The organism is Bacillus sp. FH (assembly GCF_052216825.1).
Lineage (GTDB): Bacteria > Bacillota > Bacilli > Bacillales > Bacillaceae_G > Bacillus_A > Bacillus_A paranthracis.
This window is the reverse complement of the sequence record NZ_JBQOUU010000001.1, coordinates 689,322-714,071: the sequence shown is the minus strand read 5'-3', so window position 1 is coordinate 714,071 and position 24,750 is coordinate 689,322. Positions and strand designations below refer to the sequence as shown.

29 protein-coding genes and 2 pseudogenes are annotated in these 24,750 nt (G+C 34.1%); 22 read left to right on the top strand and 9 right to left on the bottom strand.

Going from position 1 to position 24,750, the window contains the following annotated elements:
- The first annotated feature begins 168 nt into the window (after window positions 1-168).
- Both ACTT1L_RS03905 and ACTT1L_RS03900 read left to right on the top strand, forming a co-directional pair.
- The gene (locus ACTT1L_RS03905) at window positions 169-1,368 is read left to right on the top strand and encodes a multidrug effflux MFS transporter (RefSeq protein ID WP_442821804.1); all 1,200 of its coding nucleotides are present in this window, start codon (window positions 169-171) and stop codon (window positions 1,366-1,368) included.
- Between the two features lie 573 nt (window positions 1,369-1,941).
- Entirely contained in the window at window positions 1,942-3,333 is a 1,392-nt protein-coding gene (locus ACTT1L_RS03900; protein ID WP_001284419.1) for an amino acid permease, read from the top strand.
- Window positions 3,334-3,381: 48 nt separating this feature from the next.
- Here the strand turns inward: ACTT1L_RS03900 and ACTT1L_RS03895 are convergent, their stop codons facing one another.
- Window positions 3,382-4,401, bottom strand: coding sequence for a zinc-binding alcohol dehydrogenase family protein (locus ACTT1L_RS03895; protein WP_000643770.1), 1,020 nt, complete (start codon window positions 4,399-4,401; stop codon window positions 3,382-3,384).
- A 316-nt stretch (window positions 4,402-4,717) separates the two neighbouring features.
- Here ACTT1L_RS03895 and ACTT1L_RS03890 point away from each other — a divergent pair, with 316 nt between their 5' ends.
- From ACTT1L_RS03890 to ACTT1L_RS03875, 4 genes and pseudogenes are all read left to right on the top strand, one after another.
- A complete protein-coding gene (locus ACTT1L_RS03890; RefSeq protein WP_001102641.1) occupies window positions 4,718-5,047 on the top strand; it encodes a PadR family transcriptional regulator in 330 nt (109 codons plus the stop codon).
- Complete coding sequence (locus ACTT1L_RS03885) at window positions 5,034-5,597, top strand: HAAS signaling domain-containing protein (protein WP_000164531.1); 564 nt, start codon at window positions 5,034-5,036, stop codon at window positions 5,595-5,597. Before ACTT1L_RS03890 ends, ACTT1L_RS03885 begins: the two co-directional genes overlap by 14 nt.
- Complete coding sequence (locus tag ACTT1L_RS03880; RefSeq protein ID WP_000608745.1) at window positions 5,587-6,450, top strand: DUF4097 family beta strand repeat-containing protein; 864 nt, start codon at window positions 5,587-5,589, stop codon at window positions 6,448-6,450. Before ACTT1L_RS03885 ends, ACTT1L_RS03880 begins: the two co-directional genes overlap by 11 nt.
- A 5-nt stretch (window positions 6,451-6,455) precedes the next feature.
- Window positions 6,456-6,782, top strand: a pseudogene (locus ACTT1L_RS03875) (MBL fold metallo-hydrolase); the annotation flags it as partial.
- Window positions 6,783-6,822: 40 nt separating this feature from the next.
- Here the strand turns inward: ACTT1L_RS03875 and ACTT1L_RS03870 are convergent.
- The 3 genes from ACTT1L_RS03870 to ACTT1L_RS03860 all read right to left on the bottom strand — a co-directional run bounded on the left by ACTT1L_RS03870 (window position 6,823) and on the right by ACTT1L_RS03860 (window position 8,331).
- Window positions 6,823-7,317: a hypothetical protein gene (locus tag ACTT1L_RS03870; protein ID WP_071741739.1), complete on the bottom strand. Its 495-nt coding sequence runs from the start codon at window positions 7,315-7,317 to the stop codon at window positions 6,823-6,825.
- 89 nt (window positions 7,318-7,406) lie between these two features.
- Window positions 7,407-7,871: a DMT family transporter gene (locus tag ACTT1L_RS03865; RefSeq protein WP_073541280.1), complete on the bottom strand. Its 465-nt coding sequence runs from the start codon at window positions 7,869-7,871 to the stop codon at window positions 7,407-7,409.
- Between the two features lie 13 nt (window positions 7,872-7,884).
- On the bottom strand, window positions 7,885-8,331 hold the full coding sequence (locus ACTT1L_RS03860; protein ID WP_061130361.1) for a DMT family transporter: 447 nt from the start codon (window positions 8,329-8,331) through the stop codon (window positions 7,885-7,887).
- A 109-nt stretch (window positions 8,332-8,440) separates the two neighbouring features.
- Between ACTT1L_RS03860 and yeiL the strand changes: the two genes are divergently transcribed.
- The 4 genes from yeiL (at window position 8,441) to ACTT1L_RS03840 (ending at window position 11,583) form a co-directional block, all read left to right on the top strand.
- Window positions 8,441-9,133 (top strand): transcriptional regulator YeiL, encoded by a 693-nt coding sequence (gene yeiL, locus ACTT1L_RS03855; RefSeq protein WP_033702248.1) that lies wholly within the window; start codon window positions 8,441-8,443, stop codon window positions 9,131-9,133.
- Between the two features lie 21 nt (window positions 9,134-9,154).
- Window positions 9,155-9,886, top strand: coding sequence for a metallophosphoesterase family protein (locus tag ACTT1L_RS03850; RefSeq protein ID WP_442821803.1), 732 nt, complete (start codon window positions 9,155-9,157; stop codon window positions 9,884-9,886).
- Between the two features lie 139 nt (window positions 9,887-10,025).
- Complete coding sequence (locus ACTT1L_RS03845) at window positions 10,026-11,069, top strand: flavin-containing monooxygenase (protein ID WP_071741737.1); 1,044 nt, start codon at window positions 10,026-10,028, stop codon at window positions 11,067-11,069.
- A 265-nt stretch (window positions 11,070-11,334) separates the two neighbouring features.
- Window positions 11,335-11,583: a hypothetical protein gene (locus ACTT1L_RS03840; RefSeq protein WP_000666946.1), complete on the top strand. Its 249-nt coding sequence runs from the start codon at window positions 11,335-11,337 to the stop codon at window positions 11,581-11,583.
- 52 nt (window positions 11,584-11,635) lie between these two features.
- Here ACTT1L_RS03840 and ACTT1L_RS03835 read toward each other — a convergent pair whose 3' ends face one another.
- A complete protein-coding gene (locus tag ACTT1L_RS03835) occupies window positions 11,636-11,830 on the bottom strand; it encodes a hypothetical protein (protein ID WP_000819249.1) in 195 nt (64 codons plus the stop codon).
- 132 nt (window positions 11,831-11,962) lie between these two features.
- Here ACTT1L_RS03835 and ACTT1L_RS03830 point away from each other — a divergent pair, with 132 nt between their 5' ends.
- Window positions 11,963-12,244 (top strand): hypothetical protein, encoded by a 282-nt coding sequence (locus ACTT1L_RS03830; protein ID WP_000397700.1) that lies wholly within the window; start codon window positions 11,963-11,965, stop codon window positions 12,242-12,244.
- A gap of 28 nt (window positions 12,245-12,272) precedes the next feature.
- On the opposite strand, the gene ACTT1L_RS03825 is transcribed toward ACTT1L_RS03830, so the two are convergent.
- On the bottom strand, window positions 12,273-12,563 hold the full coding sequence (locus ACTT1L_RS03825) for a DUF3784 domain-containing protein (protein ID WP_000171761.1): 291 nt from the start codon (window positions 12,561-12,563) through the stop codon (window positions 12,273-12,275).
- Between the two features lie 111 nt (window positions 12,564-12,674).
- On the opposite strand from ACTT1L_RS03825, the gene ACTT1L_RS03820 reads away from it, so the two are divergent.
- Window positions 12,675-12,956 (top strand): MazG nucleotide pyrophosphohydrolase domain-containing protein, encoded by a 282-nt coding sequence (locus ACTT1L_RS03820; RefSeq protein WP_001028126.1) that lies wholly within the window; start codon window positions 12,675-12,677, stop codon window positions 12,954-12,956.
- Window positions 12,957-13,101: 145 nt separating this feature from the next.
- Entirely contained in the window at window positions 13,102-13,872 is a 771-nt protein-coding gene (gene bla2 / locus ACTT1L_RS03815) for a BcII family subclass B1 metallo-beta-lactamase (protein WP_442821802.1), read from the top strand.
- A 436-nt stretch (window positions 13,873-14,308) separates the two neighbouring features.
- Here the strand turns inward: bla2 and ACTT1L_RS03810 are convergent, their stop codons facing one another.
- The gene (locus ACTT1L_RS03810) at window positions 14,309-15,340 is read right to left on the bottom strand and encodes a hypothetical protein (RefSeq protein WP_442821961.1); all 1,032 of its coding nucleotides are present in this window, start codon (window positions 15,338-15,340) and stop codon (window positions 14,309-14,311) included.
- A gap of 275 nt (window positions 15,341-15,615) precedes the next feature.
- Here ACTT1L_RS03810 and hcp point away from each other — a divergent pair, with 275 nt between their 5' ends.
- The 5 genes and pseudogenes from hcp (at window position 15,616) to ACTT1L_RS03785 (ending at window position 19,730) form a co-directional block, all read left to right on the top strand.
- A complete protein-coding gene (gene hcp / locus ACTT1L_RS03805) occupies window positions 15,616-16,902 on the top strand; it encodes a hydroxylamine reductase (protein ID WP_061131057.1) in 1,287 nt (428 codons plus the stop codon).
- A 423-nt stretch (window positions 16,903-17,325) separates the two neighbouring features.
- Window positions 17,326-17,646, top strand: a complete 321-nt coding sequence (locus tag ACTT1L_RS03800) for a PadR family transcriptional regulator (protein WP_000429483.1) — start codon at window positions 17,326-17,328, stop codon at window positions 17,644-17,646.
- A gap of 76 nt (window positions 17,647-17,722) precedes the next feature.
- A complete protein-coding gene (locus ACTT1L_RS03795; protein WP_000889650.1) occupies window positions 17,723-18,064 on the top strand; it encodes a DUF1048 domain-containing protein in 342 nt (113 codons plus the stop codon).
- Window positions 18,065-18,219: 155 nt separating this feature from the next.
- A pseudogene (locus tag ACTT1L_RS03790) lies at window positions 18,220-18,980 on the top strand (ABC transporter ATP-binding protein).
- Window positions 18,981-19,730 carry an ABC transporter permease gene (locus tag ACTT1L_RS03785; protein WP_000837823.1) on the top strand — a complete coding sequence of 250 codons (750 nt, stop codon included), beginning with the start codon at window positions 18,981-18,983 and terminating at the stop codon, window positions 19,728-19,730. It begins immediately after the preceding pseudogene.
- A gap of 143 nt (window positions 19,731-19,873) precedes the next feature.
- Here the strand turns inward: ACTT1L_RS03785 and ACTT1L_RS03780 are convergent, their stop codons facing one another.
- Window positions 19,874-20,836, bottom strand: coding sequence for a helix-turn-helix transcriptional regulator (locus ACTT1L_RS03780; RefSeq protein ID WP_000755048.1), 963 nt, complete (start codon window positions 20,834-20,836; stop codon window positions 19,874-19,876).
- A 110-nt stretch (window positions 20,837-20,946) separates the two neighbouring features.
- Here ACTT1L_RS03780 and ACTT1L_RS03775 point away from each other — a divergent pair, with 110 nt between their 5' ends.
- Complete coding sequence (locus ACTT1L_RS03775) at window positions 20,947-21,426, top strand: GyrI-like domain-containing protein (RefSeq protein WP_000801047.1); 480 nt, start codon at window positions 20,947-20,949, stop codon at window positions 21,424-21,426.
- Between the two features lie 16 nt (window positions 21,427-21,442).
- Window positions 21,443-21,922: a hypothetical protein gene (locus ACTT1L_RS03770; RefSeq protein ID WP_025991629.1), complete on the top strand. Its 480-nt coding sequence runs from the start codon at window positions 21,443-21,445 to the stop codon at window positions 21,920-21,922.
- A gap of 370 nt (window positions 21,923-22,292) precedes the next feature.
- Here ACTT1L_RS03770 and ACTT1L_RS03765 read toward each other — a convergent pair whose 3' ends face one another.
- Window positions 22,293-22,883: a TetR/AcrR family transcriptional regulator gene (locus tag ACTT1L_RS03765; protein ID WP_147806896.1), complete on the bottom strand. Its 591-nt coding sequence runs from the start codon at window positions 22,881-22,883 to the stop codon at window positions 22,293-22,295.
- A gap of 613 nt (window positions 22,884-23,496) precedes the next feature.
- Between ACTT1L_RS03765 and ACTT1L_RS03760 the strand changes: the two genes are divergently transcribed.
- Window positions 23,497-24,147: a CPBP family glutamic-type intramembrane protease gene (locus tag ACTT1L_RS03760; RefSeq protein WP_073541270.1), complete on the top strand. Its 651-nt coding sequence runs from the start codon at window positions 23,497-23,499 to the stop codon at window positions 24,145-24,147.
- A 63-nt stretch (window positions 24,148-24,210) separates the two neighbouring features.
- Complete coding sequence (locus ACTT1L_RS03755) at window positions 24,211-24,522, top strand: YbjQ family protein (protein ID WP_000637502.1); 312 nt, start codon at window positions 24,211-24,213, stop codon at window positions 24,520-24,522.
- Window positions 24,523-24,750: the final 228 nt, after the last annotated feature.

Here is a 24,750-nt window from a genome sequence, read left to right as displayed (position 1 = left end):
ATTTAAAAATCGATGTTAATATTACCCTCCTATAAGTATTAACATACGTAATTGAGGTGTTTTCTTTGTTGTTTTATGAGCGAATTTCTATCATGGCCCCTCCTGTTCCGTAGCTAAAGAAAGTCTTTTTATTTCTGAGATTTTCAAAGTTATAGGAGGGTATGAAAAATGAAAAAAGTCTCAGTACCATCACTGTTGTTAATGATTATTCTTGTCGCATTTCCGCAAATTAGTGAAACGATTTACACACCGTCTTTACCGGACATTTCAAAGGCGTTACATGTAAGTAATAATGAGGTACAGTTAACACTTAGTATGTATTTTGCTGGATTTGCTTTAGGTGTATTTTTTATTGGATGGTTATCAGATATAATTGGCCGTCGCCCGGCAATGTTACTTGGAATTGTCGTATATGGCGTTGGGAGTTTCTTATGCTTTATTACAAATTCCATTGAAGTTTTATTAGTAAGTCGTTTTATTCAAGCGTTTGGAGCAAGTGCAGGATCAGTTGTGACACAAACGATTCTACGTGAAAGTGTAGAGGGGCATAAGCGCCACGTTATGTTTGCTCAAATTTCGGCAGTTATTGCTTTTACACCAGCGATAGGACCGTTAATTGGTGGCTTTCTTGATCAAATGTTTGGATTTAAAATAGTATTTTTAAGTTTAGTAGTTATGAGTATCGGTATTTTTCTGTATACATTTGTTTCTCTTCCAGAAACAAAAACGGACTCGGTAACGAATAAAATAAATGTGTTTGCAGTTTTAAAGAAGTTAATTACAAATCCGAAAGTAGTAACGTATGGGCTATTAATTGGAGGAGCAAATGGTGTTTTATTTAGCTATTATGCAGAAGCACCGTTTATCTTTATTGAATACTTTCAATTATCGCCTAGTATGTATGGATTTTTAGGAATTGTTGTAGCGTCTGCTTCTATTGTTGGAGCGAAAGTTTCGAAACGTTTACTTGCTACTTATAAACCAGAGAAAATTATATATATCGGTTGTCTCGTAATGACAGGAGGAGCTATCCTTTTATCTGTTATTACGTTTGTTGGACCAAATCCGAATGCAATATATATGGTTGTATTTTTAGTAGCGATGTTTATATTGCTATTAGGAATCGGAGTAGCGCTACCTAACTGTTTAAGTTTAGCATTAGTAGATTTTCAAGATGTTATTGGTACAGCAGGTGCATTGTTTGGCTTAGGGTACTATGTAATTGTAACGATGACAATTTGGGGAATGAGTCAGCTGCATACGGGCTCGTTACTAGTGATGCCACTTTATTTTCTAGCTATAGTCGTTATCATGACAGTGTTTACTAAAGTGTTTATTTTAGGTAAACAAACTTCAAAAACGATTTAAATATGTAATGGTAAAAGGGTCTCATTAAAAATGAGACTCTTTTATATTTTATCCCGCTGTTTTGAAGCAGTAAGATTCCTGCCTCAAAATTAGATTAAAAAAGTTAGTAGTTTATTAATATATTAAATTTCTGGTTGGTATATGAATTGGACGCGTGGGAAATTACGTTATCAACTATAACGATTGAAGTACATGAGATGTGAAACCGAGGAAAAAATGCTCTCCTCGGTTATTTATATTGTAATAATATACATACCGGAATCATATTGAATAGATGTATTTTATTGTTAATTCAGTTAAAATTTAAACGTAATCATGCATATTAATTTATTGAAAAAATAATTGAATTTTTCAGATTAATGAATTAATATAAGGTAAGTAATTTTAAGATTTATAGAAAATTGGAAGATGAAAGGTTTTGAGAATTTTATTAGGAGCACAAAACGATTTTAGGATAGCTTTAAAGCTAGTGTAAAATGACGTTTGCTTCATCATTTTCAGGGCCGAAAGGAATTAGGGGAAAGCATCTTGTTTTAAAATGCGGCTATGAATCATCTAAGAGGGGGAAGTGAAGTGGCAAACAAAGAATTGAAAAGAGGTTTAGAAGCACGTCATATTCAAATGATTGCTTTAGGCGGAACAATTGGTGTTGGTTTGTTTATGGGTTCAGCCAGCACGATTAAATGGACAGGTCCGTCAGTTATGCTTGCGTATGCAATTGCAGGTATTTTTATCTTCTTCATCATGCGTGCCATGGGAGAAATGTTGTATATGGAGCCAAGTACAGGATCATTTGCAACGTTCGGTCATAAGTATATTCACCCGTTAGCTGGTTACATGACAGCGTGGAGTAACTGGTTCCAGTGGGTTATCGTTGGGATGTCAGAGATTATCGCGGTGGGGGCGTATATGCAATATTGGTTCCCGGATTTACCAGCTTGGATACCAGGTGTAATCGCAATGGTTATTCTTGGCGCAGCTAACTTAATTTCTGTTAAGTCATTTGGTGAATTTGAATTTTGGTTTGCGATGATTAAAATCGTTACAATTCTATTAATGATTATTGCGGGATTTGGACTTATTTTCTTTGGAATTGGTAACGGCGGAGAAGCAATTGGTATATCAAATCTTTGGTCAAATGGTGGTTTCTTTACAGGTGGTTTCTCAGGATTCTTCTTTGCTTTATCACTTGTAGTTGGTGCATACCAAGGTGTAGAATTAATCGGTATTACTGCTGGTGAAGCGAAGGATCCGAAGAAGACACTTACAAGAGCGATTCAAAGTACAATTTGGCGTATTTTAATTTTCTACATCGGTGCGATTTTCGTTATTGTAACTGTGTATCCGTGGGATCAATTAAGTACAATTGGAAGTCCATTCGTAGCAACTTTTGCGAAAGTTGGTATTACGGCTGCTGCGGGATTAATTAATTTTGTTGTTATTACAGCAGCAATGTCTGGTTGTAATAGTGGTATTTATAGTGCTGGTCGTATGCTATATACGTTAGGTGTAAATGGACAAGCACCGAAATATTTCACGAAACTTTCTGGAAATGGTGTACCTTTATTCGGTACAGTTGGCGTAATTATCGGTTTAGCGGTCGGTGTAGTTCTAAGTTATATTGCACCAAAAAACTTATTCGTATATGTATATAGTGCGAGTGTACTTCCTGGTATGGTACCATGGTTTGTCATTTTAATTAGCCAAATTAATTTTAGAAAAGAAAAGGGAGCAGAGATGAAAGATCATCCGTTCAAAATGCCGTTTGCTCCTGTTACAAACTATTTAACAATTGCCTTTTTAATTATGGTATTAATCGGAATGTGGTTTAACGATGATACGCGCATTTCACTAGTTGTAGGTATTATTTTCTTAGCTATCGTTACAATTAGTTTCTATGCTTTCGGAATAGGGAAGCGAACTCCGTTAGACGTTCAAAATGATCAAGAGATTTCAAGTAAATAAAGATAGTAAAAAGTCCGATTTCTTATTTGGAAATCGGACTTTTTGTTATTAAAACTTTTCTAAAACGATCTTCCCAATTGTACTTCCGCTTTCAAGCAGGGCATGTGCTTTTTTTACATTTTGAGCGTTAATTGGTGTGAATGTTTCATTTAAAGTAGTCTTTAAAATGCCTTCATCTAGTAGTTCGCTTACTTTATTTAATAGTTCGTGTTGCGTAATCATGTCTCCAGTTTCATACATCGCTTTTGTAAACATAAATTCCCAAACGAGTGTAGCACTTTTACTTTTTAAAATGCCCATCTCAAGAGGGTGTTCATTTTCTACGATAGAGCAAATTTTGCCTTGCGGTTTAATGAGGTCACATATTGCTTGCCAATGTTGATCTGTATTGTTTAAACAGAAAATATAATCTACATCTTTTAGCCCAAACTCTAATATTTGTTCTTGTAAAGGTTGGTGATGGTTAATGATATAATCGGCACCGAATTTTTCAACCCAGTGTATCGTTTCATTGCGGGATGCAGTTGTGATAACATTTAGTCCGGCCCATTTCGCAAGTTGAATGGCAATTGAACCTACACCACCAGCACCGCCTATAATTAAAATGTTTTTAAAGGAGTTCGTATCTTTCTTATTATAATCAATACCTAAACGTTCGAATAAACCTTCCCAAGCTGTAATAGCTGTTAACGGAAGTGCTGCAGATTCAGCATCACTTAACGTTCTTGGTTTTTTACCAACAATTCTTTCATCAACTAGGTGGTATTCACTATAGGTACCTTGTCTCGTAATGCTTCCAGCGTAAAACACTTCATCGCCTTCTTTAAATAACGTACAACTTTCGCCAGTTTGTACAACAACACCACTCGCATCCCAGCCAAGTATTTTCGCTACTTCTTCTTTTTTATCTTTCGGAGAGCGAACTTTTGTATCAACTGGATTAACGGAAATAGCGTTAATTTTAACGAGTATATCTCTTCCTGTAGCAACAGGTTTTTCAACTTCCATATCAATTAAACTGTTTTCTTCTTCAATAGGTAAGTATTCATGTAAACCAATTGCTTTCATTTGTATTCCCTCCATTAAAGTAAGAGTCATTTACTCTTTTATTTTTATTATAGTAGGTGGAGTGTCATTATGTAAAAAAGTTAAGTCCCTTCTATTTTGTAAAAGGCCTGTTTCAGCATCATGTAGTACCGTGTAACTGGAGAGGATCCGCCATCGTTTTGATTTTATAGGCGTTGGATGAAAGTTATACTTATTTTTCCAGTGTACCTTGCAATGAACAATACCAAGTGTTATATTATACTTGTGGTTACTTATTATAAAACAGTACTGAATAATAAATAGTAGTGAACATCAATTAGAATAGGGTGAATGAATATTGAATGTACAATTTAAAAAAGGAGTTTTAGAACTTTGTGTTCTTGTCTTACTTGATAAGCAAGACCGTTATGGGTATGAATTAGTTCGAAGTATTTCCAATCGAATTGAAATATCAGAAGGGTCTGTTTATCCTCTACTGCGTAGATTAACTAAAGAAGAATATTTTACAACGTATTTACAGGAGTCTTCAGAAGGTCCTTCAAGGAAGTATTATACGCTGACGGATAAAGGTAGAACGTATTTGTACCAACTTTTGAGGGAATGGAATGAGTTCTCACAAGGTGTCAATCAATTAATAAAAGAAGGTGTAAGTAATGACGAAAAATGAATTTTTACAACAATTAAATGCATCTCTAAAAAGATTATCTGAAAAAGAGCGTGCAGATATTTTAAAAGATTATGAAGAACATTTTACTTTCGGATTAGAGGAAGGGAAAAGGGAAGAAGAAATTGTAGCTTCATTAGGTTCTCCAGCTCAAATCGCCAAAGAGTTATTAGCAGATTATCATATTGAGAAAGTAACAACAAGTGCAACAACAGGAAATGTTTTTCGTGCAATTTGGGCAGTAATTGGATTAGGTTTTTTCAATTTGTTAATCGTACTTGCACCTGCAATTACATTAGCGGCATTGATTTTTTCAGGTTGGGTTCTAGGTATCTCATTTTTAGGTGCACCATTACTTGTTTTAGTTGATACGATTATACATCCAAATACATTCTTGTTATTTAATCTTTTCGTTTCTTTAGCACTTTGTGGACTTGGATATTTCATTGTTATTGCTATGTTATTTTTAACGAAGTTAGCAACGAAAGGATTTGTTCGTTATTTAAAGTTCAATATAGCACTAGTAAAAGGTGGTTTGAAGCATGATAAATAAGAAGAGTTTCTCAATCATTGCAGGTATTATTTTCATTATTGGTATTATCGGAAGTTTATTCACTTATCGTTCAATTGCTGGGGTACCAATTTCAGAAGAAAAGGTCATTAATAATAATGTGTCAAGCGTCATTATCGATACGAATAATGTTCGTGTTAACATCAACCCTACAACAGGTAGTAACGTGAAAGTAAAATTAGATGGTGAGGTTAATCCAAACGTAAAAAGAACATTAGCTACGGATGAGAAAGATTCAACGCTTCTTATTTCTTATAAAGAAAAACAACAGAGTTGGTTCAACTTTAATATTTCTGAAGTGTTGGCGCCATTAACATTAAATGTGTATCTACCTGAAAAACAATATGAATTATTAAAAGTTTCCAATAATAATGGCTATGTTTCTGCTAAAAAACTAAACGCAACAAATTTTAATATCAATACAAGCAATGGACGTGTTGAATTAAGAGAAATCAATTCGCCAAAAATTATCGCGGAAACAAACAATGGAATTATGGATTTCAAAGATGTATTGGCACAAAATATTCATGTGAAATCGAACAACGGACGAATAATGCTAGACCATGTTGAAGGTGAAATAGAGGGGCAAACTAAAAATGGAAGTCTTACTCTGAAAACGAATGAACTGGATCGAAATCTCAATTTTACGACTCACAATGGAAAAATTAATATTGAAACTGAAAAAGAACCAACTAATGTTCAATTTAATGTTGCTGTTGATAATGGTAGAGCGAATATCCTTGATAAATATAATGGAAATACCGTTATTGGAAAAGGAGAAAATGTAATTAAATTAAATACACATAACGGAAATATTACAGTGGAAAAACAATAGCATATCTGCCAAATTTAAACTGCAAAATTATTGAAGGTGATTATGAAGTGGTACCTGGTGTTCGGTTATTGTATACACCAGGACATTCTCCAGGACATCAGTCATTATTAATTGAGACGGAAAAAAACGGTCCTGTACTATTAACGATTGATGCATCTTATACGAAAGAGAATTTTGAAGATGAAGTGCCGTTTGCGGGATTTGATTCGGAATTAGCTTTATCTTCAATTAAACGTTTAAAAGAAGTTGTGACAAAAGAGAAACCAATTATTTTCTTTGGACATGATATAGAACAGGAAAAGGGTTGTAAAGTGTTTCCTGAATATGTATAGTGCAAAAAGTCATGAGCTCACGTGCTCATGACTTTTTCGTTTAAATAATTTTTTTTAATAAGTTATAAACTTTTTTGGAACTATCTTCATTTAGTTGATAGTACGTTAGGTTTACATCATCAGGAGTATCTTGCTGAGCAATCATCACTTCGTTATTGTGATGATCAACTACCCAAATGAAATATTTTTTATAAGTTCCATCTTCGAAAGTAATCCACATATCACAATCTATTAAATCTGATCCTTCTTCATCTAATATTAATTTTCCTTTTTTTGCGGTATCCATACTATTAATAAACGTTTTTAATTCATCTGTTTTTGTGAGGAAGAGATCCTTTTTTGTTTTAATGGATTCGACATGTATATCTTTTATTTCCTGTTTTCCTAAAAAGACAGGGGGCTCATTTGGATCCCTTTGAGTGGAAATAATAGTAGCTTTTTTCTTGGGCTTATTTGCTGTATAGAGATCTTGAATAGATTTTCCAGAGTTTATAAACCATATGATCCCACAAATAATCAATGTGCTACAAAGCAGTAAAATAATTTTCTTAATAGAATATTCTCCTCTCTATTACTTCGTATAAAGAGCTTTTCTATTAATATATGATAGGTAAGCGTAAAGTATTATAGTTGAACGTGGCTATTCTTAACAGTTTTAAGAGGGCGATCAACGAGTAAATTGTAAGTAAGCCCAATTAATACGAAAACACCGCCGATAATCTTTCCAGTTGAGAGTTCATTTGTCAGGAAGAAATCAATGATAGTCCCTGCAAATAACTGTCCGATAAAGATGAGTAACGTTAAATAAAATGCTGATATTTTAGGAGTGATATAGTTCGATAATGAAATAACGATAACGCCTACTAATCCGCCTAAATATACAGCGATAGGTATGGATTGTAACGTATGCATTGGAATATACATTGAATCTGAACTGAAAATTAAAAATAACATAGAGAAAAATAAGCCAGTAATATAATTAAAAAACGTGCCTTCCCAATTTCCAATTTTCGCTGCTAAATTTGCGTTAATAATTCTAGCAACGACGATAGAAACACCAGCTAAAATAGCGATCGTAACATATAACATTTTCTTGCCCCCATTAATAAATTGTCATGATTATAATTCCAGAAGAGATGAAACATAATCCAATTAGTTTTTTCTTTTCAAACTTTGCAACTTTCATTCCTAATAAACCGAAATGATCAATAACGATGGAAGCAATGGATTGACCGAGTAAACTTAATGCGATCGTAATAGAGGCACCAAGGACGGAGAAGCTTATATTGTTAAAAAGAACAGTGAATACTCCAATCGCTCCAGCGCTATATAAAAAAAGTGAAATACTTTTATCAAAATGGATTTTATGTTTGTTTATGATTAAAACGAAAATAACTGCAATTAAACCGACAAAGTGAATGACAACACTTGCTGTATACTTGCCAATTAACTCAGATAAAATCCCATTCAATGGAAGCATAACGGCGATGAGCACACCAATAAAGACAGAAAGAAAGTTATACAATGTAATATCCCCTTTGTATTTCATATTTGTAATGACTGTATCATGCTGAAATTGTGTATTACTATGACATATGTCATAGTGGAAGGAGAAAATTTTGATTACAATGGGGAGTAGTTGTAAAGGCGGGGGAACTATGAAGAAAATATGTAATTCTATTAAATTAGCAGAGTATATGAAACAAAATAATATTGACTCATTTTTTAGTAATGATATGAAACCATATATGGAACTTATATTTTTTAAGAAGAATGAGTTTATTTGTAGAGAAAATGAAGAGATAGATTATTTATTTTTCTTCGTTGAAGGAAAAGCGAAAGCGTTTAATACATTAAGTAACGGGAAATCTGTATTATTATGCTTTTATGATAGCTTGCAGCTGTTAGGAGATGTAGAGTTAATTCATTCTCAAAAGACAACTTCAAACGTACAAGTGATGGCAGATTCATATTGTGTTGGTTTGCCTTTAGGGAAAGTGAGAAATCAACTATTTCATGATGCGAAATTTTTACGATGTATTTGCGGATCGTTAGCGCATAAGTTAAATCGGCTTTCAAAAAATAGTACAATTAATTTACTATATCCTCTTGAAAATAGACTTGCGAGTTACATGTTAGCAGCAGGAGAACGGGCAGTACAGCACGGAAATAGAATCGTATTTAGTGGGAATTTAACGGAAACAGCGGAATTGTTAGGAACGAGCTATCGGCATTTGTTGCGCACATTAAATGTTTTTTGTGATAAAGAGATAATAAAGAAGAATGATGGTTGTTTTGAAGTAGTAAACGTGGAAGTTTTGAGAGAATTGGCGGCAGATGTTTATAAATAATATAGTAAAGTGGGGATTTAGATGGAAATAGCAATCATTTCAGATGTTCACGGAAATAGTCACGCTTTACAAGCAGTATTAAAAGATATTGCACGTCGTAAGGCCGAAATGATAATAAATTTAGGGGATAGCGTGTATGGGCCATTAGATCCTTTAGGAACCATTGAAATATTAATGAAGAACGAGATGGTACATATTAAGGGAAACTGTGATCGCATGCTTTGGGAACCTATACAAGAGCAGTCGGCTACACTAACTTTTGTCCAAAATCAATTAACAAAAAATCATATAGATTGGTTACAACAACATCCGTCACAATTTATTATAGAAGATATGTTATGTTGTCATGGTACGCCAATTTCAGATGAAGTGTATTTGTTAGAAGAGATGAATGAAAATGGTGCGATATTAAAGAATGAAAAAAATATAATGGATCAACTTCAAAATATTGAGCAAAAAATAATAGTATGCGGTCATACGCACATTCCTAGAGTTGTGTATTTAGCAAACGAAAAAATCGTTATAAATCCGGGGAGTGTAGGACTTCCAGCATACAAAGATGAGTTACCTGTTATGCATAAAATGGAATCAGGAACTCCGCATGCAAAATATGTAGTGATAGAAGAGGTTTTGGGAGAATGGATAATTGAACAAATTTCAGTTCCGTATAATTGGGAAGAAGCTGCTCGGTTAGCTACTCAACATGAAAGGCATGATTGGGCACAGGCGATAAAGACTGGGAAGATAGAATGAAGGGGAGCTTACTTTATGGTAAACTGCTCTTTTTTATTTTGAGTACATATTGAATTATATAAAAATAAAATGTTATGATTATGGAAACGTATGAATATATGAACAAGTATTCATATATTTGAGAAGAGGAGGGATTAGAATGAAAGACCTAATTATTATTGGAGCGGGTCAAGCTGGATTAACAATGGGATATTACTTGAAACAAGAAGGGTATAATTTTTTATTACTTGAGGCAGGAAACCGAGTTGGTGATTCATGGAGAAATCGATATGATTCTTTACAGCTTTTTACTCCGCGGCCTTACAGTAGTTTACCAGGTATGGCGTTAATAGATGAAAAAAATGAATTTCCATATAAAGATGAAATTGCAACGTATTTAGAAGAATATGCAAGACATTTTCAATTACCGATCCAATTACAAACTAAAGTTTTTAAAATAAAGAAAGAAAGAGATATATTCGAATTACATACCCCTACAGAAATTTTACAAACGAAAAAAGTTATTATCGCAACAGGTGGTTTTCAGCAACCGTTTATTCCCTCAGTTTCAGCAAATCTATCATCACATGTTTTTCAAATACATTCATCACAATATAAATCACCATCACAAATTCCTAAGGAGAAAGTACTCGTAGTAGGTGGCGGGAATTCAGGAATGCAAATTGCAGTAGAACTGGCAAAAACTCATGAAGTTACACTGTCTATTAGTCATCCTTTAACGTATTTACCGTTACATCTTTTTAGAAAAAGTATTTTCAGTTGGTTAGAAAAATTGGGTTTATTGTACGCCGAAGTAAATACAAAGAGGGGGAAATGGTTTCAAAAGAGAAAGGATCCCATTTTTGGATTTGAAGGTAAGGAACTCATTCGTAATGGATCAATACAACTACAAGAAAAAGTAGTAAGTGCATCAGAAAATAACATTATGTTTCAGAACGGTGAAACATATAGTGCAGAAAGCATTATATGGTCAACAGGCTTTATTCAGAACTATAACTGGATTGAAATAGAAAAGGCAGTGGATGAGAATGGATTGCCTAATCATGTAAAAGGAATAAGTCCAGTAAGAGGATTATATTATATCGGCTTGCCATGGCAGTCTCAAAGAGGTTCTGCACTTATTTGTGGTGTAGGAAAGGATGCGGCGTATTTACTTTCTGAAATCAAAAAAATAGATCAGTAGCAGCGACTACTGATCATCCATATGTACATGAATTAGGAGAGGTCAAACATTTATTGACTTTATTATAATTGATTTTCATAAGAATAAAAACTGAAAATTCTAATTTCGTGTTGAGAAAGTTTTTTGTATCGAAATATATAAAAGAATAGGGGGTTTTTAGTAAAAAGAAATATGATATTTATATTTTAATAAATTATGATATAGTTTATAAAGAGTAGATTACATAAAATGTTATTTTATTACATATAAAGTAAGGGGGATGGCTGTGAAGTTTGATGATCAACGCCTACTAGGAGTACGATTAGGTTCTGTACTTGTAACAGAAGAAAATCAATATTTAGTAATAAAGAAAAAAGATCATTATGCACTTTTAAATATACATAATTTAGAATGCACACATGTTGAAGTGCAGCTAGAACATATTGAAGAAATGTTGCAGGAAGATTTCCAAGAAAGTATAACGGAGATTATCGCACCAGAACATATAAAAATTGTTGCGAAAAATGTAATATAGAGAATGAGAGAAAAAGAAAAAACTTCATCTTTTATCGATGAAGTTTTTTTAGTTAATTCGAAGTGAATGTTTTAAAAAATTTATCGCGGTACATGTACATAAGCCATGAGGCTGTAATTAATGAAATAATGATTTGTTTGTTTTGAATTGGTGCCTTGAAAACAAGCCAGCCAACGATATCAAATAATAAATGTAGTGCAATTGAAAGAACTACAAATTGTAGTAACGTCTTAAAAAATCTTTTCATAAAGTGTCCCCCTGAAATAAAAGGTTTATCAACAGTGTTGTATATTACTATTATACATTAAATGTGTTTCGTGGTAAAATTTACATAAGTTAGTGAAATAAAACAAATGAAAGCTAGTGAGGAGGAATAGTCATGGAATTTTGGATGATCATACCGATAGCGATCTTTGGGTTTATTTATATCGTCGAAAAGTTAAATAAAATTGAAAAGAAAACGGATGCGCGTTTAAAGCGAATGGAAGATAGGTTACAGCTAATTACGAAAGAAATGGGAATTGTAGATAGAGAACCGGAAATTAATAAAGAGTTGCGGCAGCTTATGGAAGAAGGAAAAACAGTTACAGCAGTTAAGAGAGTAAGAGAAGCTTTTGGTTTTTCTTTACTAGAAGCGAAGCAATATGTTGATAAATTATAAAAAGATCATCCGTGTGGGTGATCTTTTTTCACTGCACCATGCGTGTATTTACATAAGCAGCGATTATAAAGTGTCCAATTATAATGATAGGAAATAAGATTTTTACATTAGGAGTAAGGAAGACGCTACCAATTGTGGCAATAACACCAGCAGTTAAATTATAAAGACCAACTATTTTTGATAACTTATCTTTTTCTGGTACACGGCGTTCATTGAATCCTGATAAGAGCCAAGTGTATTGTTTTACTCCGATGAAATAAGCTAGTGCAAATGAAATGATTGCTAGTATGAATAATGATGGGGAAGCGAAGAGAGTCATTGAGAACACCTCCGTTAAAGGGCTATAAATCAATTATAGTATGAATGTTATAATTTAACAAAATATAAGTGTAATAGAAAATGGAGTATGTATCATGAAGGGGGATTAAGTATGAATATTGTGGAATTCCAGAGATATGTATCAAATTTCAGTGAAGAAAAAGGATTTCAAGATACAACAATTGAAGAGCGTACAATGTATACAATGGCGGAATTAGGGGAATTAGCGGAAGTTATATTAAAGCGCGATAAAATACAAGATGCAAAAAGAGAAATCGGTTTAGAAATGTTTGATGTCATTTGGAATATATGTGATTTAGCAAACAAGTTAGAAATTGATTTGGAGAAGGCATTTGAAGAAAAAATGATGATTAATAAAAAACGTGAATGGTAAAAGGGAAGTTAAAAAGCGTACAAAATTTTGTGCGCTTTTTATTAATGGTATGAAAAAAATATGTAAGAAAAGATGGAACAAACACTGAAGATGAATTGTCTATTATAGGTAATAACTATTTCGTTTGAAAGAAAGGGTGGAGAAAATGAAAAATACATTATTAAAATTAGGGGTATGTGTTAGTTTACTAGGAATAACTCCATTTGTTAGTACAATTTCTTCTGTACAAGCAGAACGAACGGTAGAGCATAAAGTAATAAAAAATGAGACAGGAACTATTTCGATTTCTCAGTTAAACAAAAATGTATGGGGTCATACGGAGTTAGGTTATTTTAGCGGAGAAGCAGTTCCTTCGAACGGTTTAGTCCTTATTACTTCTAAAGGGTTAGTACTTGTCGATTCTTCTTGGGATGATAAGTTAACGAAGGAATTAATAGAGATGGTAGAAAAGAAATTTAAGAAGCGCGTAACAGATGTCATTATTACACATGCACACGCTGATCGAATTGGTGGAATGAAAACATTGAAAGAAAGAGGCATTAAAGCGCATAGTACAGCGTTAACTGCGGAATTAGCAAAGAAAAATGGATATGAAGAACCACTTGGAGACTTACAAAGCGTTACAAATTTGAAGTTTGGAAATATGAAAGTAGAAACATTTTATCCAGGGAAGGGACATACAGAAGATAATATTGTTGTTTGGTTGCCACAATATCAAATTTTAGCTGGAGGCTGTTTAGTTAAGTCTGCGTCCTCGAAAGATTTAGGAAATGTTGCTGATGCTTATGTAAATGAATGGTCCACATCGATTGAAAATGTGCTGAAGCAATATGGAAATATAAATTTAGTAGTGCCTGGTCATGGAGAAGTAGGGGATAGAGGATTACTTTTACATACATTGGATTTGTTGAAATAAAAAAAGCGAGGAGAAACAATTTTCTCCTCGCTTTCTTCTAACTATATTTAAATGCGAAGTCCGCATACGTTACTGAGATTTTAATTCCAAGTATACAAATACCAGTACCGTCATAATTGCGATAACAACGTAAGTAGCATCAAGCATAATAAGTGTTTTTAAAGTTTCAGTCATCCTCATTCACCCCTGGTATAAAAAATATAACATAATCTCTTATCAATTAAATCAGAGATTATAAAGATAACAATGTACATGAAATTTATTAAGTAGATTCTATATAAATATATCATATAAATAATGTAAACAATGTTAAGATAATGTAAATGTATTGTAAAGAAAAGGACGGTTCATCATGTCTGTAAATCTATTCATTTATAAATACTATGTATCTCTCGTGTGCCGGATAGAACGCAGTTATAATATGTGAAAAATAGATTCATTTTGATAAATCAATCACGATGCTAGATGTTACTACATTTTCCTCTATTACTTCTACCTGCACTTGTTCATCGTTTCTCCAATTGATATTGAAGTTGTCTGTCGTATACATTTCCTTAAGAGTGACCTCTTTATATTTTTCTAAAATGCTACCTCTTTTCCCATAATAGATTCTTACAGTTGAGCTGGGACTTGGTCCTTTTGATTTTATTGTTTCTCTAAGCTCGATAATATTTATGAGATTTGGAGATTCACTTTTTTGAAAGGTAAAGGAACTGACCACTTTTTGTACCTTCTTAAAAACAGGACCATTAGATTTATTTGATACATTAAATTCCACAACTTCAGGTACGGATTCTTTGCCTCGTAGTGTTATCGTTGCTTCATAATCGTTTTTCCAATCTACGAAAACGTTTGAGGAATCGAGGCGTTCTCCCTCATTTGCAATACTTATGTCAAAATGTTCCCATAAGCCGTATTTAATTCTGACAGGAGAGGAACCATGAGAAGAGTCTGAATCTATTTTCACTACTTTAATCGTATTTTTATTATTTGGAGAATGACTTTTTTCTAGTGTAATGTCCTGTAAATACAAAATGTAAGACAAACAGCCTACTACTAAAATAATCGAAATTACAATACGTAAGGCAGTAATTGGACGGATTCTTTTCCTTTTTTTCTTAGTGCTTTTACTATCTTGTTCAAGTTCTTTTTCAATACTCGTTTGAACTGTTACTTTTGGCGGGCAAATAAACCACCAAACGAAAGCTATAAGTAGTAAGAAAAGAGGTATTCCTTGAATAAAGAAAAATCCTTTCCAAAAATCAAGTGCAGTACTATATGGAGAATCTGTTGCCATCCCCCCTATAAAAAGTGCCACTGGACTTGCAAGTATATTTATCCCTAAACCGATCAATACGAATGAAAGATTTTTATTCCTAATTTTTCGTGCCCCAGCCATAATAAACAGAAATACTGCAATACCAAGTATAAGAAACAGTATTCCGTAATAAAACATCATATATACCATCATATTATCCCTCCATAACTTTAATTGTACCATCAGTAAGGAAAATTTTGTGAAATGTTAGGTGAATATGATATTTGTATTCCTTAAAAGTGTACCGATATATGATGCAAATAAATCATGTGCAAGTATGAATGCCAGGATATAGTAAAAATATTATGTCAACAATATGAACTGCCACAAATCTTTATATATTATTGTGATTGATATCACATCACTTTTTTTCAATGGATATTATGCTTAGGGTGTAATGAATGATTGGGAGAGGGTGGGATGATATGTTTTGTTATCAATGTGAGCAAACCCCAACAGGCGGATGTAAAGTAATGGGTGTTTGTGGCAAGAATGAAACGATTGCGAGTTTACAAGATACGATTGTGTTTGGGTTAAAAGGAATTGCAGCTTATCGCACACATGCTGCTCAGCTAGGGTATACGGATGCTTTTGTAGATGCTACGACGCAAGAAGCATTGTATATGACATTAACCAATTCTAACTTTAATGAACAAGAACATGTTGATATGGCTATGAAAGTTGGGAAATCAGCTTTACGGGTAATGGAGTTGCTAGATGAGGCACATACGAATCATTTTGGTGTTCCAGAGCCTGTTCAAATTACACAAAACCGTGTAGAAGGTAAAGCTATTGTAGTTACAGGCCATAATTTATTTGCGTTAGAAGAATTATTAAAACAAACAGAAGGAAAAGAAATTAATATTTATACGCATTCGGAAATGTTACCAGCACACGGGTATCCGCAGCTGAAAAAATATAAACATTTAAAAGGAAACATCGGTAAGGCATGGTATGATCAAAGACGCCTTTTTGAAAAATTTACAGGTACCATATTAGCGACAACGAACTGTGTTATGCCAATTAAAGGATCATACTCTGATCGATTCTTTTCATATGATATTGCCGGCTTAGAGGGTGTACAAAAAATTGAAAATGATAACTTTGCACCATTGATTCAAAAAGCGCTAGAACTTCCAGAAGTACATATGGAGTCGGATGAACAGTTAGTAACAGGGTTTCATCATAATACAGTCTTATCATTAGCTCCAGAAATTATTGAGGCAGTAAAAGAAGGAAAGATTAAGCGTTTCTTTGTCATCGCAGGTTGTGATGCACCAGGAAAAGGCGGGGAATATTATCGTGAATTAGCAACGTCACTTCCGCCTGAAACAGTGATTTTAACGACTTCTTGCGGAAAGTTCCGCTTCAATGATGTGGATTACGGCGTTGTACCTGGTACCGAGATTCCGCGCTACATCGACTTAGGACAATGTAATAATTCCATTTCTACAGTGAAAATAGCGGCTGCTTTAGCTGATGCTTTCCAATGCGAAGTGAATGAATTGCCAGTAAGCATTGTCTTATCTTGGTTTGAACAAAAAGCGGTTGCTATTTTGCTTGGGCTATTTAGTCTTGGAATTCAAGATATTCGCATCGGTCCAAAGGCACCTGAATTTATTTCAGCTGGCGTGCTCGATGTATTACAAGAAACATTCGGTTTGAAATTAATTACAACTGCAGCAGAAGATATGGATATGATGTTATCGTAACAAGAGGATGATTGGTCTTATTCAGAAGAAGAGCTAGCTTATAGCGCCCCAAAACAATAATATAGAATTATTGTTTTGGGGTATTTTCTTTTCTTAGCGGGGTGGGTAGTAGTTGATTTTAGAAAAATATAAAAATCGAGTTGACATTTACAACTACTCAGTCATACAATGTAGTTGTAATAGGTGATACTGAGTAGTGTTGTTTCTTAAAAAACTTTTCACTAAATAATAGGTAATAGCGGATTTTAGAAGAAATTTGAAAATCAGTTGACATGTACCGCTACTTAGTCATACAGTGTAGTTATAATAAGTAATACTGAATAGTGTAGTTTTACTCAAAAGCTATTCAGTAAAAATTCGCCTTAGTACTCTGTAATACTGAATATAAGTCAGACAGAATAGGGGGTAAAGGAGGATCAGAACATGGAAAATTTAACTGAAATGTTGAAAGGTTCACTGGAAGGGTGTGTGCTGGAAATCATTAGTCGCCGTGAAACGTATGGTTATGAGATTACTCGCCACCTGAATGATCTTGGGTTTACAGAAGTCGTGGAAGGAACAGTCTATACTATCCTCGTACGATTAGAGAAGAAAAAGCTTGTGAATATTGAAAAGAAACCATCAGATATGGGACCGCCTCGTAAGTTTTATTCATTAAATGAAGCTGGACGTCAGGAACTTGAATTGTTTTGGAAAAAATGGGATTTTGTATCGTCAAAAATTAACGTCTTGAAGTCAAACTAGCCTCATAATATAAAATGTTTCGGCTCATATTTGGAGAGTTTCTGGTTCTGCTTTATAAAAAAAGGAGGAAAATAAGATGTTGGAAATATTCAAAAAATTAATTGGTGATAAAAAAGAGTATAGAATGATGATGGCACGTGTTGCAGCACTGCCAGAGGACTATCAGTTTGTGTTTAAGAAAATTCAAAACTACATGTGGAATTTTTCGACCGGAAACGGGATGGATATGCTGCACATTCAGTACGAATTAATCGATTTGTTTGAAGCTGGTGCAGCGGAAGGCAGACAAGTGTTAGATATTACTGGGGAAGATGTGGCATCTTTTGCTGACGAACTAGTGGCAAACGCTAAAACGTATGTTTCTAAGTATCGTGAAGATTTGAATGAAAGTATTATGAAGAAATTGAGAAAAAAATAAATGCAACAAGTAATACCGACTGATTAGCTGGTCATAAATGTGAATTAACGCCATCGCTATTCAGTTATATTTTTAAACCACTACTAAGTAATACAGATTATCAGTGGTACTAAATAGAGGGTGCAGGTAATTTAATTTTATAAGGGGGAAAAAGTATGAGTAATGCAGCGATTTCTGTAAAAGGGTTAAAAAAAGCTTTTAGAGATAAAGAAGTCTTAAAGGGAGTGGATTTTGAGGTGCAGCGTGGAGAAATTTTCGCGCTGCTAGGCTCAAATGGAGCGGGAAAGACGACAACGGTTAACATCCTTTCGACGCTACTGAAACAAGATAGCGGTGAAGGAAGTATTTGCGGATTTGATATTAAGCGCAACCAGATCATGTTCGTCAAAGTATCAGTTTGACAGGACAATTTGCAGCTTTAGACGGCATGCTTACCGGGAGGGAAAACTTAATCATGATTGCCAAGTTACGTGGTGTTTCCAATCCTGCTCAAGTTGCTGACGATTTGCTTGATAGATTTAGCCTGACAGATGCGGCCAATCAAAGGGCAGATCAGTATTCAGGCGGGATGAAGCGCCGGCTTGATATCGCGATGAGTTTGATCGGGGCGCCAGCAGTTATTTTTCTTGACGAACCAACGACTGGGCTTGATCCTGAAGCGCGCATTGAAGTGTGGGATACAGTTAAAGAGCTTGCTGGTGGAGGAACAACTATCTTACTAACAACCCAGTATTTAGAGGAAGCAGAACAATTAGCTGACCGTATCGCTATTTTACATGGTGGAAAAATTATTACGACAGGTACTCTTACTGAACTGAAAGAGATGTTCCCGCCAGCAAAAGTGGAGTATATCGAGAAGCAGCCTACATTGGAAGAAATATTCCTTGCGATCATTGGCAAAAAGGAGGAGATGTAAATGAAAAGCAAAACAGGGGTATTACTTGGGCGCTTAATGCGCAATATTATGCGTAGTCCAGATACAATTATTACGGTAGCGATTACACCGATTATGATGATGCTATTGTTTGTATACGTATTTGGTGGGGCTATACAAACAGGAACAGATAACTACGTCAATTATTTATTGCCAGGAATTTTGCTAATGGCTATCGCATCTGGTGTCGCTTACACTTCTGTACGATTATTTACGGATGTAAAGAGTGGGCTTATGGCACGTTTCATTACGATGCCTATTAAGCGCTCATCGATATTGTGGGCTCACGTTTTAACCTCTCTTGTTGCGAATGTACTTACTATCTTAGTTGTTATTCTTGTTGCGCTCTTAATGGGTTTCCGTTCCAGTGCGAATATTCTAGATTGGCTTGGAGTAGCTGGGATACTAGGGATGTTTACGTTAGCGCTAACATGGTTGGCTATCATTCCAGGGCTGAAAGCGAAGTCTATGGAAGGGGCGACAGCATATTCGTACCCACTCGTTTTTCTTCCATTTATTAGTTCGGCCTTCGTACCTACCGAAACGATGCCGAAAATTGTTCGTGCATTTGCTGAAAACCAGCCTGTAACTTCAATCGTGAATGCGATTCGTGCTCTTTTATATGAAGGATCTGTTGGAAGCGATATTTGGATTGCGCTCGCTTGGTGCGTAGGGATCATGATCATCTCTTACTTTTTCGCTAGTAAAGCATTTAAACGTCAGTTAGGGTAAGTGAAATAAATCGTCCGAAATAATATATATCTTTGAAAAAGCACGGAAAGATTTTCCGTGCTTTTATTATTTGTTGTGCTCTCGCTGTAGTAAATAAAATGATATTAAAAAAGGATATCTACCCAGTGACAATGGCTCACTGCTTATGGAGTGTAAAAGCACAATTGCTTTTGTAAATTCTCTAGTATTTCTTCAGGCATTTCCCTAATTGTAATATCTTTCCCTAGGAAAAGTAGCCAATTTACTATTTCCGTTACTTCATCCGAATTGTTAACATTGATAAATGTTTTTAAAATGGCTGTGGATTGGTAAGGATTTGTATAAGATATTGAAATTTTGAAAGGGTGGTATTTTTTGAATTGGGCAATTGCTTTTGGACCAAGTTCAAGTATAAGGTTAATCACTTCATCCTTCTTACTTAGTTTTTCTAAAATCTTTTTCTTATTTAGCTTTTTTTTCGTCGTGTATGGTTCGATATGGATGAGATGATCGACAGGAAACATTCTCTTCTTTTCTTCTTTTAAGTCAAAACCTTCAATGATCCATTGACTTTTTTCTTGATACAGGTGTAATAGATAAATGGAATAAGACTTGATTTCTTTCTCTTCTTTAATGGAAATCAATAAATGTCTATCCAAAAGAAGGATTTGGATGAGTTTTTCTAACATAGGGTGAGGGAGGTCAGAAAGCTCAAGTAGATCAGGGTTATATGGGTTAGTCCCTTCAAACAGCAAGAGTTGATTTAAAAGAACGATATCATCTTGCTGGGTTTCTGAGATGAGTCCTAACAGTTTTTCGGCTAAAGATTGACGACTTTTTAAATAGGGAAGTTGTTGATTTCTTGTAGCCATAAAGGCAATAAAAAGAGCTTTCACTTCGTTATCAGTAAAGCGAACAACGGGCAGGATAGAGTTATGCATAACAAAATATCCCCCAGTCCTCCCAACTTCAGCAACAAGTGGCATGCCCATAGCTTCTATTTCTCTAATGTCCCTAATAGCTGTCGATCGAGAGATGTTAAATTCTCGTATGATTTCTGAAATTGTAAAGTGGGAGCGATTGTTGATATACCGCATAATTGTATTAATCCGTTCAACTTTTTTCATTTGGTTCTCCTAAACAGTATCATTTTTTGACATGATTTAAAGTTATTATAAACTCATCAGATGAAAAGATAAATCATTTGATTCATTTTAAAAGAAGGAAGGTTTTGAATATGAAAAATTATACGATTGAAGAAAAAGATAGCTTTATTGTGTTAGGTATTGGAACTGAAATTAAGAGTGAATATACAGATTTTGTTGGAATAAAAAAAGAAAAGGAAGACTTTTGGTCGGCTGTTAAAGAAGATGGAAGGTTGGATACTTTAAAAGCTCTAGCTACAAATGATTACATTTTTTCTGTGAGCGAAGCGGTGAATAACAAGATGATGTATTATGCGGGCGTCATGACAGAAGCACAAATAGAAGAAGAATCTAGAGTGATTCAGTTTCCTAAGGGAGAATACTTAGTAGTAAAAGGGGAAGACAAAACAGCTGAAGAGCTAAGTAATAAGCTTACTGGTATCGCCTTCGGTCAGGCTTTACGAGAAGCAACAGATTTTGCTTATGTTGGTGGACCAAATACGACGGTTGAGATGGGGAAAAGAAACGGTTTAGTGTTTGGTGAAATGTGGATTCCGGTTGTTAGGAAGTAAATAGTTAAAAGGAGAGATGAAATTGTCCTGTATCGTTGATTTTAAAAATGTAACTACAGTTGGTTTAGAGTCTTCACCTATAGTAGAAGCGCTAGCTGGTTTACGTGCTCATGAAGCCCGTTACTTTATGAATAAATACAAGCATGAATTTATAGTTGTACCAGCTAGTGCAAGCCAGAAGACTCTTGATTATGTGAACCGCATTTTGAAGGAAGAACGTGATATTGAATTTGCGGCGAAACCTTTAGAAACATCGTATTTTCAAGTGGAAAATATTAAGTTTGCATACGTCTTTTATGAAGATGGTCTTGTGATTAACGTCATGTATACATTGGATAACCCGAAGAAGAGGGCTGTTGGATTTAAGCTTTCTGATGGAATGGAGGTACCAACAGAATTGGCAGAGAAATTTAAGTTTGCTAGGCAGAAGTCTAAATTAGCTGGAACAATTCGGGGTTCGTTTTTTGTAATTAAAGGAGAATATAGTGTAAGTTGAAGAATCCAGTCGTTTGTAGTATTTTAAAATGCAGGATTATGGAATATGGAGGCTAACAATCTTGAATTGTTGGCCTTTTTTACATTCTTTTAAATAGGGAAGCGGCGCATCGCTATCAAGCTAAGAACATGTGAGATTTTATAAAGTTTTTGGTTAATCCAGTAACAAATAAGAACCTAAAATCCACGTCAAGATAGTGAGGAGAGGTATGTAAAAAAATAGATTGGTTGTATGCATAATATACAACGTCTAAAAAGCTACCTTTGCTAAAAACTATTCACCCCTCACATAAATAGAAAGCATTCTTTATGTGAGGGGTTTATTCAATTTAAGTCTATAAAAATTGAATGAAAGCAATGCAAGTTCTCACTTATTTAGAATAAGAGAAAAGATGATGTTTTATTTGTTCAATAAAATAATGATGGTGTATATTATCGTTAGATACACGACTTGCCATAATAGCGCCCTCCATTGAAGAGGCAAGGAAAGAAGCGAGCGATATAATGTCTATATCTTCTTTAAGTTCTTGTTTCTCTATTCCTTCTTTTATGAGAGAAGCCATTAACATTACTGTATCATCATAGCCTTTTGCTGCTGCTTTTTGTAATTCTGGAAATACTCCAGTACTTTCAATTGCGCTATTAAGCAATGGACAGCCTCCGGCGATAGGGGGGTTATTAGCTGCATCTTGATATACAAGGAAAATTGCAAGGATTTTATCGATTGCTGTCTTTTTATTTTCCATTGCTTTATGAAAATGACTCCACATAATCTCACCACTTTTGTCGTAGGCAGCAAGAACAATTTCTTCTTTATTTTTGAATCTACGATAAATAGATCCTTTCGGTAGTTCAGTGGCTGTCATTATATCCTGAATGGATGTGCGAGTTATCCCATTAGTATTAAATAAATATAAAGATGTTTCAATAATTTTTTCTTTTACCTTATCAACTTTAGTCATGCTTTATAGTCCTCCTAATAAAAACGAGCTTAATATTCCAGGTAATGTTTACCCTCTATTTTCTTGATTTTTTGTGAGTATAAATAAGTTTGGAACAAAAAATATCTTATCAATTCCTATCTGATGGAAACCTCAAACTGTATTATCCATACTATTCGAATGAATTTTCTGTCAAAAACAATATGACCAGTTGGTTAATTCAGTCATATCATGCAACTAATTTTACCGTATCGACATATGAGTATTATATATAATTTTAATTAATATGTTTAGCTAAAATGTTTGAACTACTCTCATTTTCACTTCGTTTAATTAGGAGATCTTGCGGTTAAAAGCCGTATCACTTCATACTATAAAAGATTAATTGTTAATAATGAATGAGTACTGGAATTTGATTGTAAATCAGAAGCTGAAATATAAATTTATTGCTTTGTACCGTTTTGATTTTGTAAATAATTTATAAAGGGGGTTTAAAAAACTAGAAACTTATAGTATCATTAGTTTTCGGACCGAACCGTCCGGTTTGGGATTTATATAAGTATATTTAGAAGGAGAACGTTATGCAGAAAGAAAAATCAAAGATTCTAAGTAATTTCATTATGGAGGTAATAAAGTGAGCTTTATAAAAACGAATACAAAAGAACTTATTATGCTAATAGTTTATATACTGTTTGCACTACTTCAAATTGGCTTGTTCATATTATTTGGCATATCCCTTTTAACTAACAGCAACTTAGTTGAATCAGAATTTGCTCTTAGTGCCATCGGTTTGACTGTACCTGCTATTGTAGGAATCATTTTCTTTAGGAAAGAAATTATTGAAAGTTTTACTTATTTTAAAGAGAAAACAATTTTGAAAATAGTAAGCGTTCCTATGGTGGTTTTACTTATGGTAATTGTGGAAAATTCTATTATGCATTTTCTAAATACAGGTCAGCCAGAGAACCAAGAACAGGTCCTTTCAAAGGGCCCAGAGGTGCCTATTATATTCACAGTACTTCTATTTGGGATTATAGGACCAATAATTGAAGAAATTATATTTCGTCATATATTAGTAAATCGTTTTTCGGAATATGTTGGTACTGCTATTGCATCCATCGTTTCGATTATAATTTTTGCAGGTCTTCATTCAAATCAACTTTCGGATCTTGCTATATATTTACCTGGCACGGTGATGCTTACTGCGGCTTATCTTATTTCTAATAGATCCCTTGCATATGTTATAGCGATACATATGTTAAACAATTTTAATGCTATTTTTTAATTACATATGTCATAGAGAGACACATGCAATTGAATATTATAAAAAATTAGGAGGGTGTCAAACATGATTGTAACAACAACGTCTGGAATTCAAGGTAAAGAAATTATTGACTATATTGATATTGTAAATGGTGAAGCTATTATGGGGGCCAACATTGTACGCGATTTATTCGCTTCTGTTCGTGATGTTGTCGGTGGTCGTGCTGGTTCTTATGAAAGTAAGCTAAAAGAAGCTCGTGATATTGCAATGGACGAAATGAAAGAACTTGCAAAACAAAAAGGTGCGAACGCTATCGTTGGTATTGACGTAGATTACGAAGTTGTTCGTGATGGAATGTTAATGGTTGCTGTAAGTGGTACAGCTGTACGTATATAAGTAAATAAAAAAACGGATTCCCTCCTTGGAATTTATACTTTCAGGAGGGATCCTGGTTCTGTTGCAGATTTTAAGACTAAAAACAGAAGTTGATAAATCATTGTACGTCAAAAAACCACAGTTTGGGTGTAAACTGTGGTTTTTTATATAGAGGCCCCAACACGTCCCTATTAAGCTAAGCTTATGCAACGTCAATTTTTGTTAGCTTAATAGTAGCCCTATTACAAT

Excerpts from the sequence above, each read along its gene's own strand:
- ACTT1L_RS03770 (WP_025991629.1), top strand. The coding sequence starts at position 21,443 with ATGAAATTGTCCTGTATCGTTGATTTTAAAAATGTAACTACAGTTGGT.
- ACTT1L_RS03905 (WP_442821804.1), top strand. The coding sequence starts at position 169 with ATGAAAAAAGTCTCAGTACCATCACTGTTGTTAATGATTATTCTTGTC.
- ACTT1L_RS03795 (WP_000889650.1), top strand. The coding sequence starts at position 17,723 with ATGTTGGAAATATTCAAAAAATTAATTGGTGATAAAAAAGAGTATAGA.
- yeiL (WP_033702248.1), top strand. The coding sequence starts at position 8,441 with ATGAAGAAAATATGTAATTCTATTAAATTAGCAGAGTATATGAAACAA.
- ACTT1L_RS03765 (WP_147806896.1), bottom strand. The coding sequence starts at position 22,883 with ATGACTAAAGTTGATAAGGTAAAAGAAAAAATTATTGAAACATCTTTA.
- bla2 (WP_442821802.1), top strand. The coding sequence starts at position 13,102 with ATGAAAAATACATTATTAAAATTAGGGGTATGTGTTAGTTTACTAGGA.
- ACTT1L_RS03865 (WP_073541280.1), bottom strand. The coding sequence starts at position 7,871 with ATGTTATATGTTACGATCGCTATTTTAGCTGGTGTTTCTATCGTCGTT.
- ACTT1L_RS03895 (WP_000643770.1), bottom strand. The coding sequence starts at position 4,401 with ATGAAAGCAATTGGTTTACATGAATACTTACCTATTGAAGAAGAAAAC.
- ACTT1L_RS03860 (WP_061130361.1), bottom strand. The coding sequence starts at position 8,331 with ATGAAATACAAAGGGGATATTACATTGTATAACTTTCTTTCTGTCTTT.
- ACTT1L_RS03880 (WP_000608745.1), top strand. The coding sequence starts at position 5,587 with ATGATAAATAAGAAGAGTTTCTCAATCATTGCAGGTATTATTTTCATT.
- ACTT1L_RS03780 (WP_000755048.1), bottom strand. The coding sequence starts at position 20,836 with ATGAAAAAAGTTGAACGGATTAATACAATTATGCGGTATATCAACAAT.
- ACTT1L_RS03825 (WP_000171761.1), bottom strand. The coding sequence starts at position 12,563 with ATGACTCTCTTCGCTTCCCCATCATTATTCATACTAGCAATCATTTCA.
- ACTT1L_RS03785 (WP_000837823.1), top strand. The coding sequence starts at position 18,981 with ATGAAAAGCAAAACAGGGGTATTACTTGGGCGCTTAATGCGCAATATT.
- ACTT1L_RS03835 (WP_000819249.1), bottom strand. The coding sequence starts at position 11,830 with ATGAAAAGATTTTTTAAGACGTTACTACAATTTGTAGTTCTTTCAATT.
- ACTT1L_RS03830 (WP_000397700.1), top strand. The coding sequence starts at position 11,963 with ATGGAATTTTGGATGATCATACCGATAGCGATCTTTGGGTTTATTTAT.
- hcp (WP_061131057.1), top strand. The coding sequence starts at position 15,616 with ATGTTTTGTTATCAATGTGAGCAAACCCCAACAGGCGGATGTAAAGTA.
- ACTT1L_RS03845 (WP_071741737.1), top strand. The coding sequence starts at position 10,026 with ATGAAAGACCTAATTATTATTGGAGCGGGTCAAGCTGGATTAACAATG.
- ACTT1L_RS03810 (WP_442821961.1), bottom strand. The coding sequence starts at position 15,340 with ATGGTATATATGATGTTTTATTACGGAATACTGTTTCTTATACTTGGT.
- ACTT1L_RS03800 (WP_000429483.1), top strand. The coding sequence starts at position 17,326 with ATGGAAAATTTAACTGAAATGTTGAAAGGTTCACTGGAAGGGTGTGTG.
- ACTT1L_RS03885 (WP_000164531.1), top strand. The coding sequence starts at position 5,034 with ATGACGAAAAATGAATTTTTACAACAATTAAATGCATCTCTAAAAAGA.
- ACTT1L_RS03755 (WP_000637502.1), top strand. The coding sequence starts at position 24,211 with ATGATTGTAACAACAACGTCTGGAATTCAAGGTAAAGAAATTATTGAC.
- ACTT1L_RS03820 (WP_001028126.1), top strand. The coding sequence starts at position 12,675 with ATGAATATTGTGGAATTCCAGAGATATGTATCAAATTTCAGTGAAGAA.
- ACTT1L_RS03775 (WP_000801047.1), top strand. The coding sequence starts at position 20,947 with ATGAAAAATTATACGATTGAAGAAAAAGATAGCTTTATTGTGTTAGGT.
- ACTT1L_RS03850 (WP_442821803.1), top strand. The coding sequence starts at position 9,155 with ATGGAAATAGCAATCATTTCAGATGTTCACGGAAATAGTCACGCTTTA.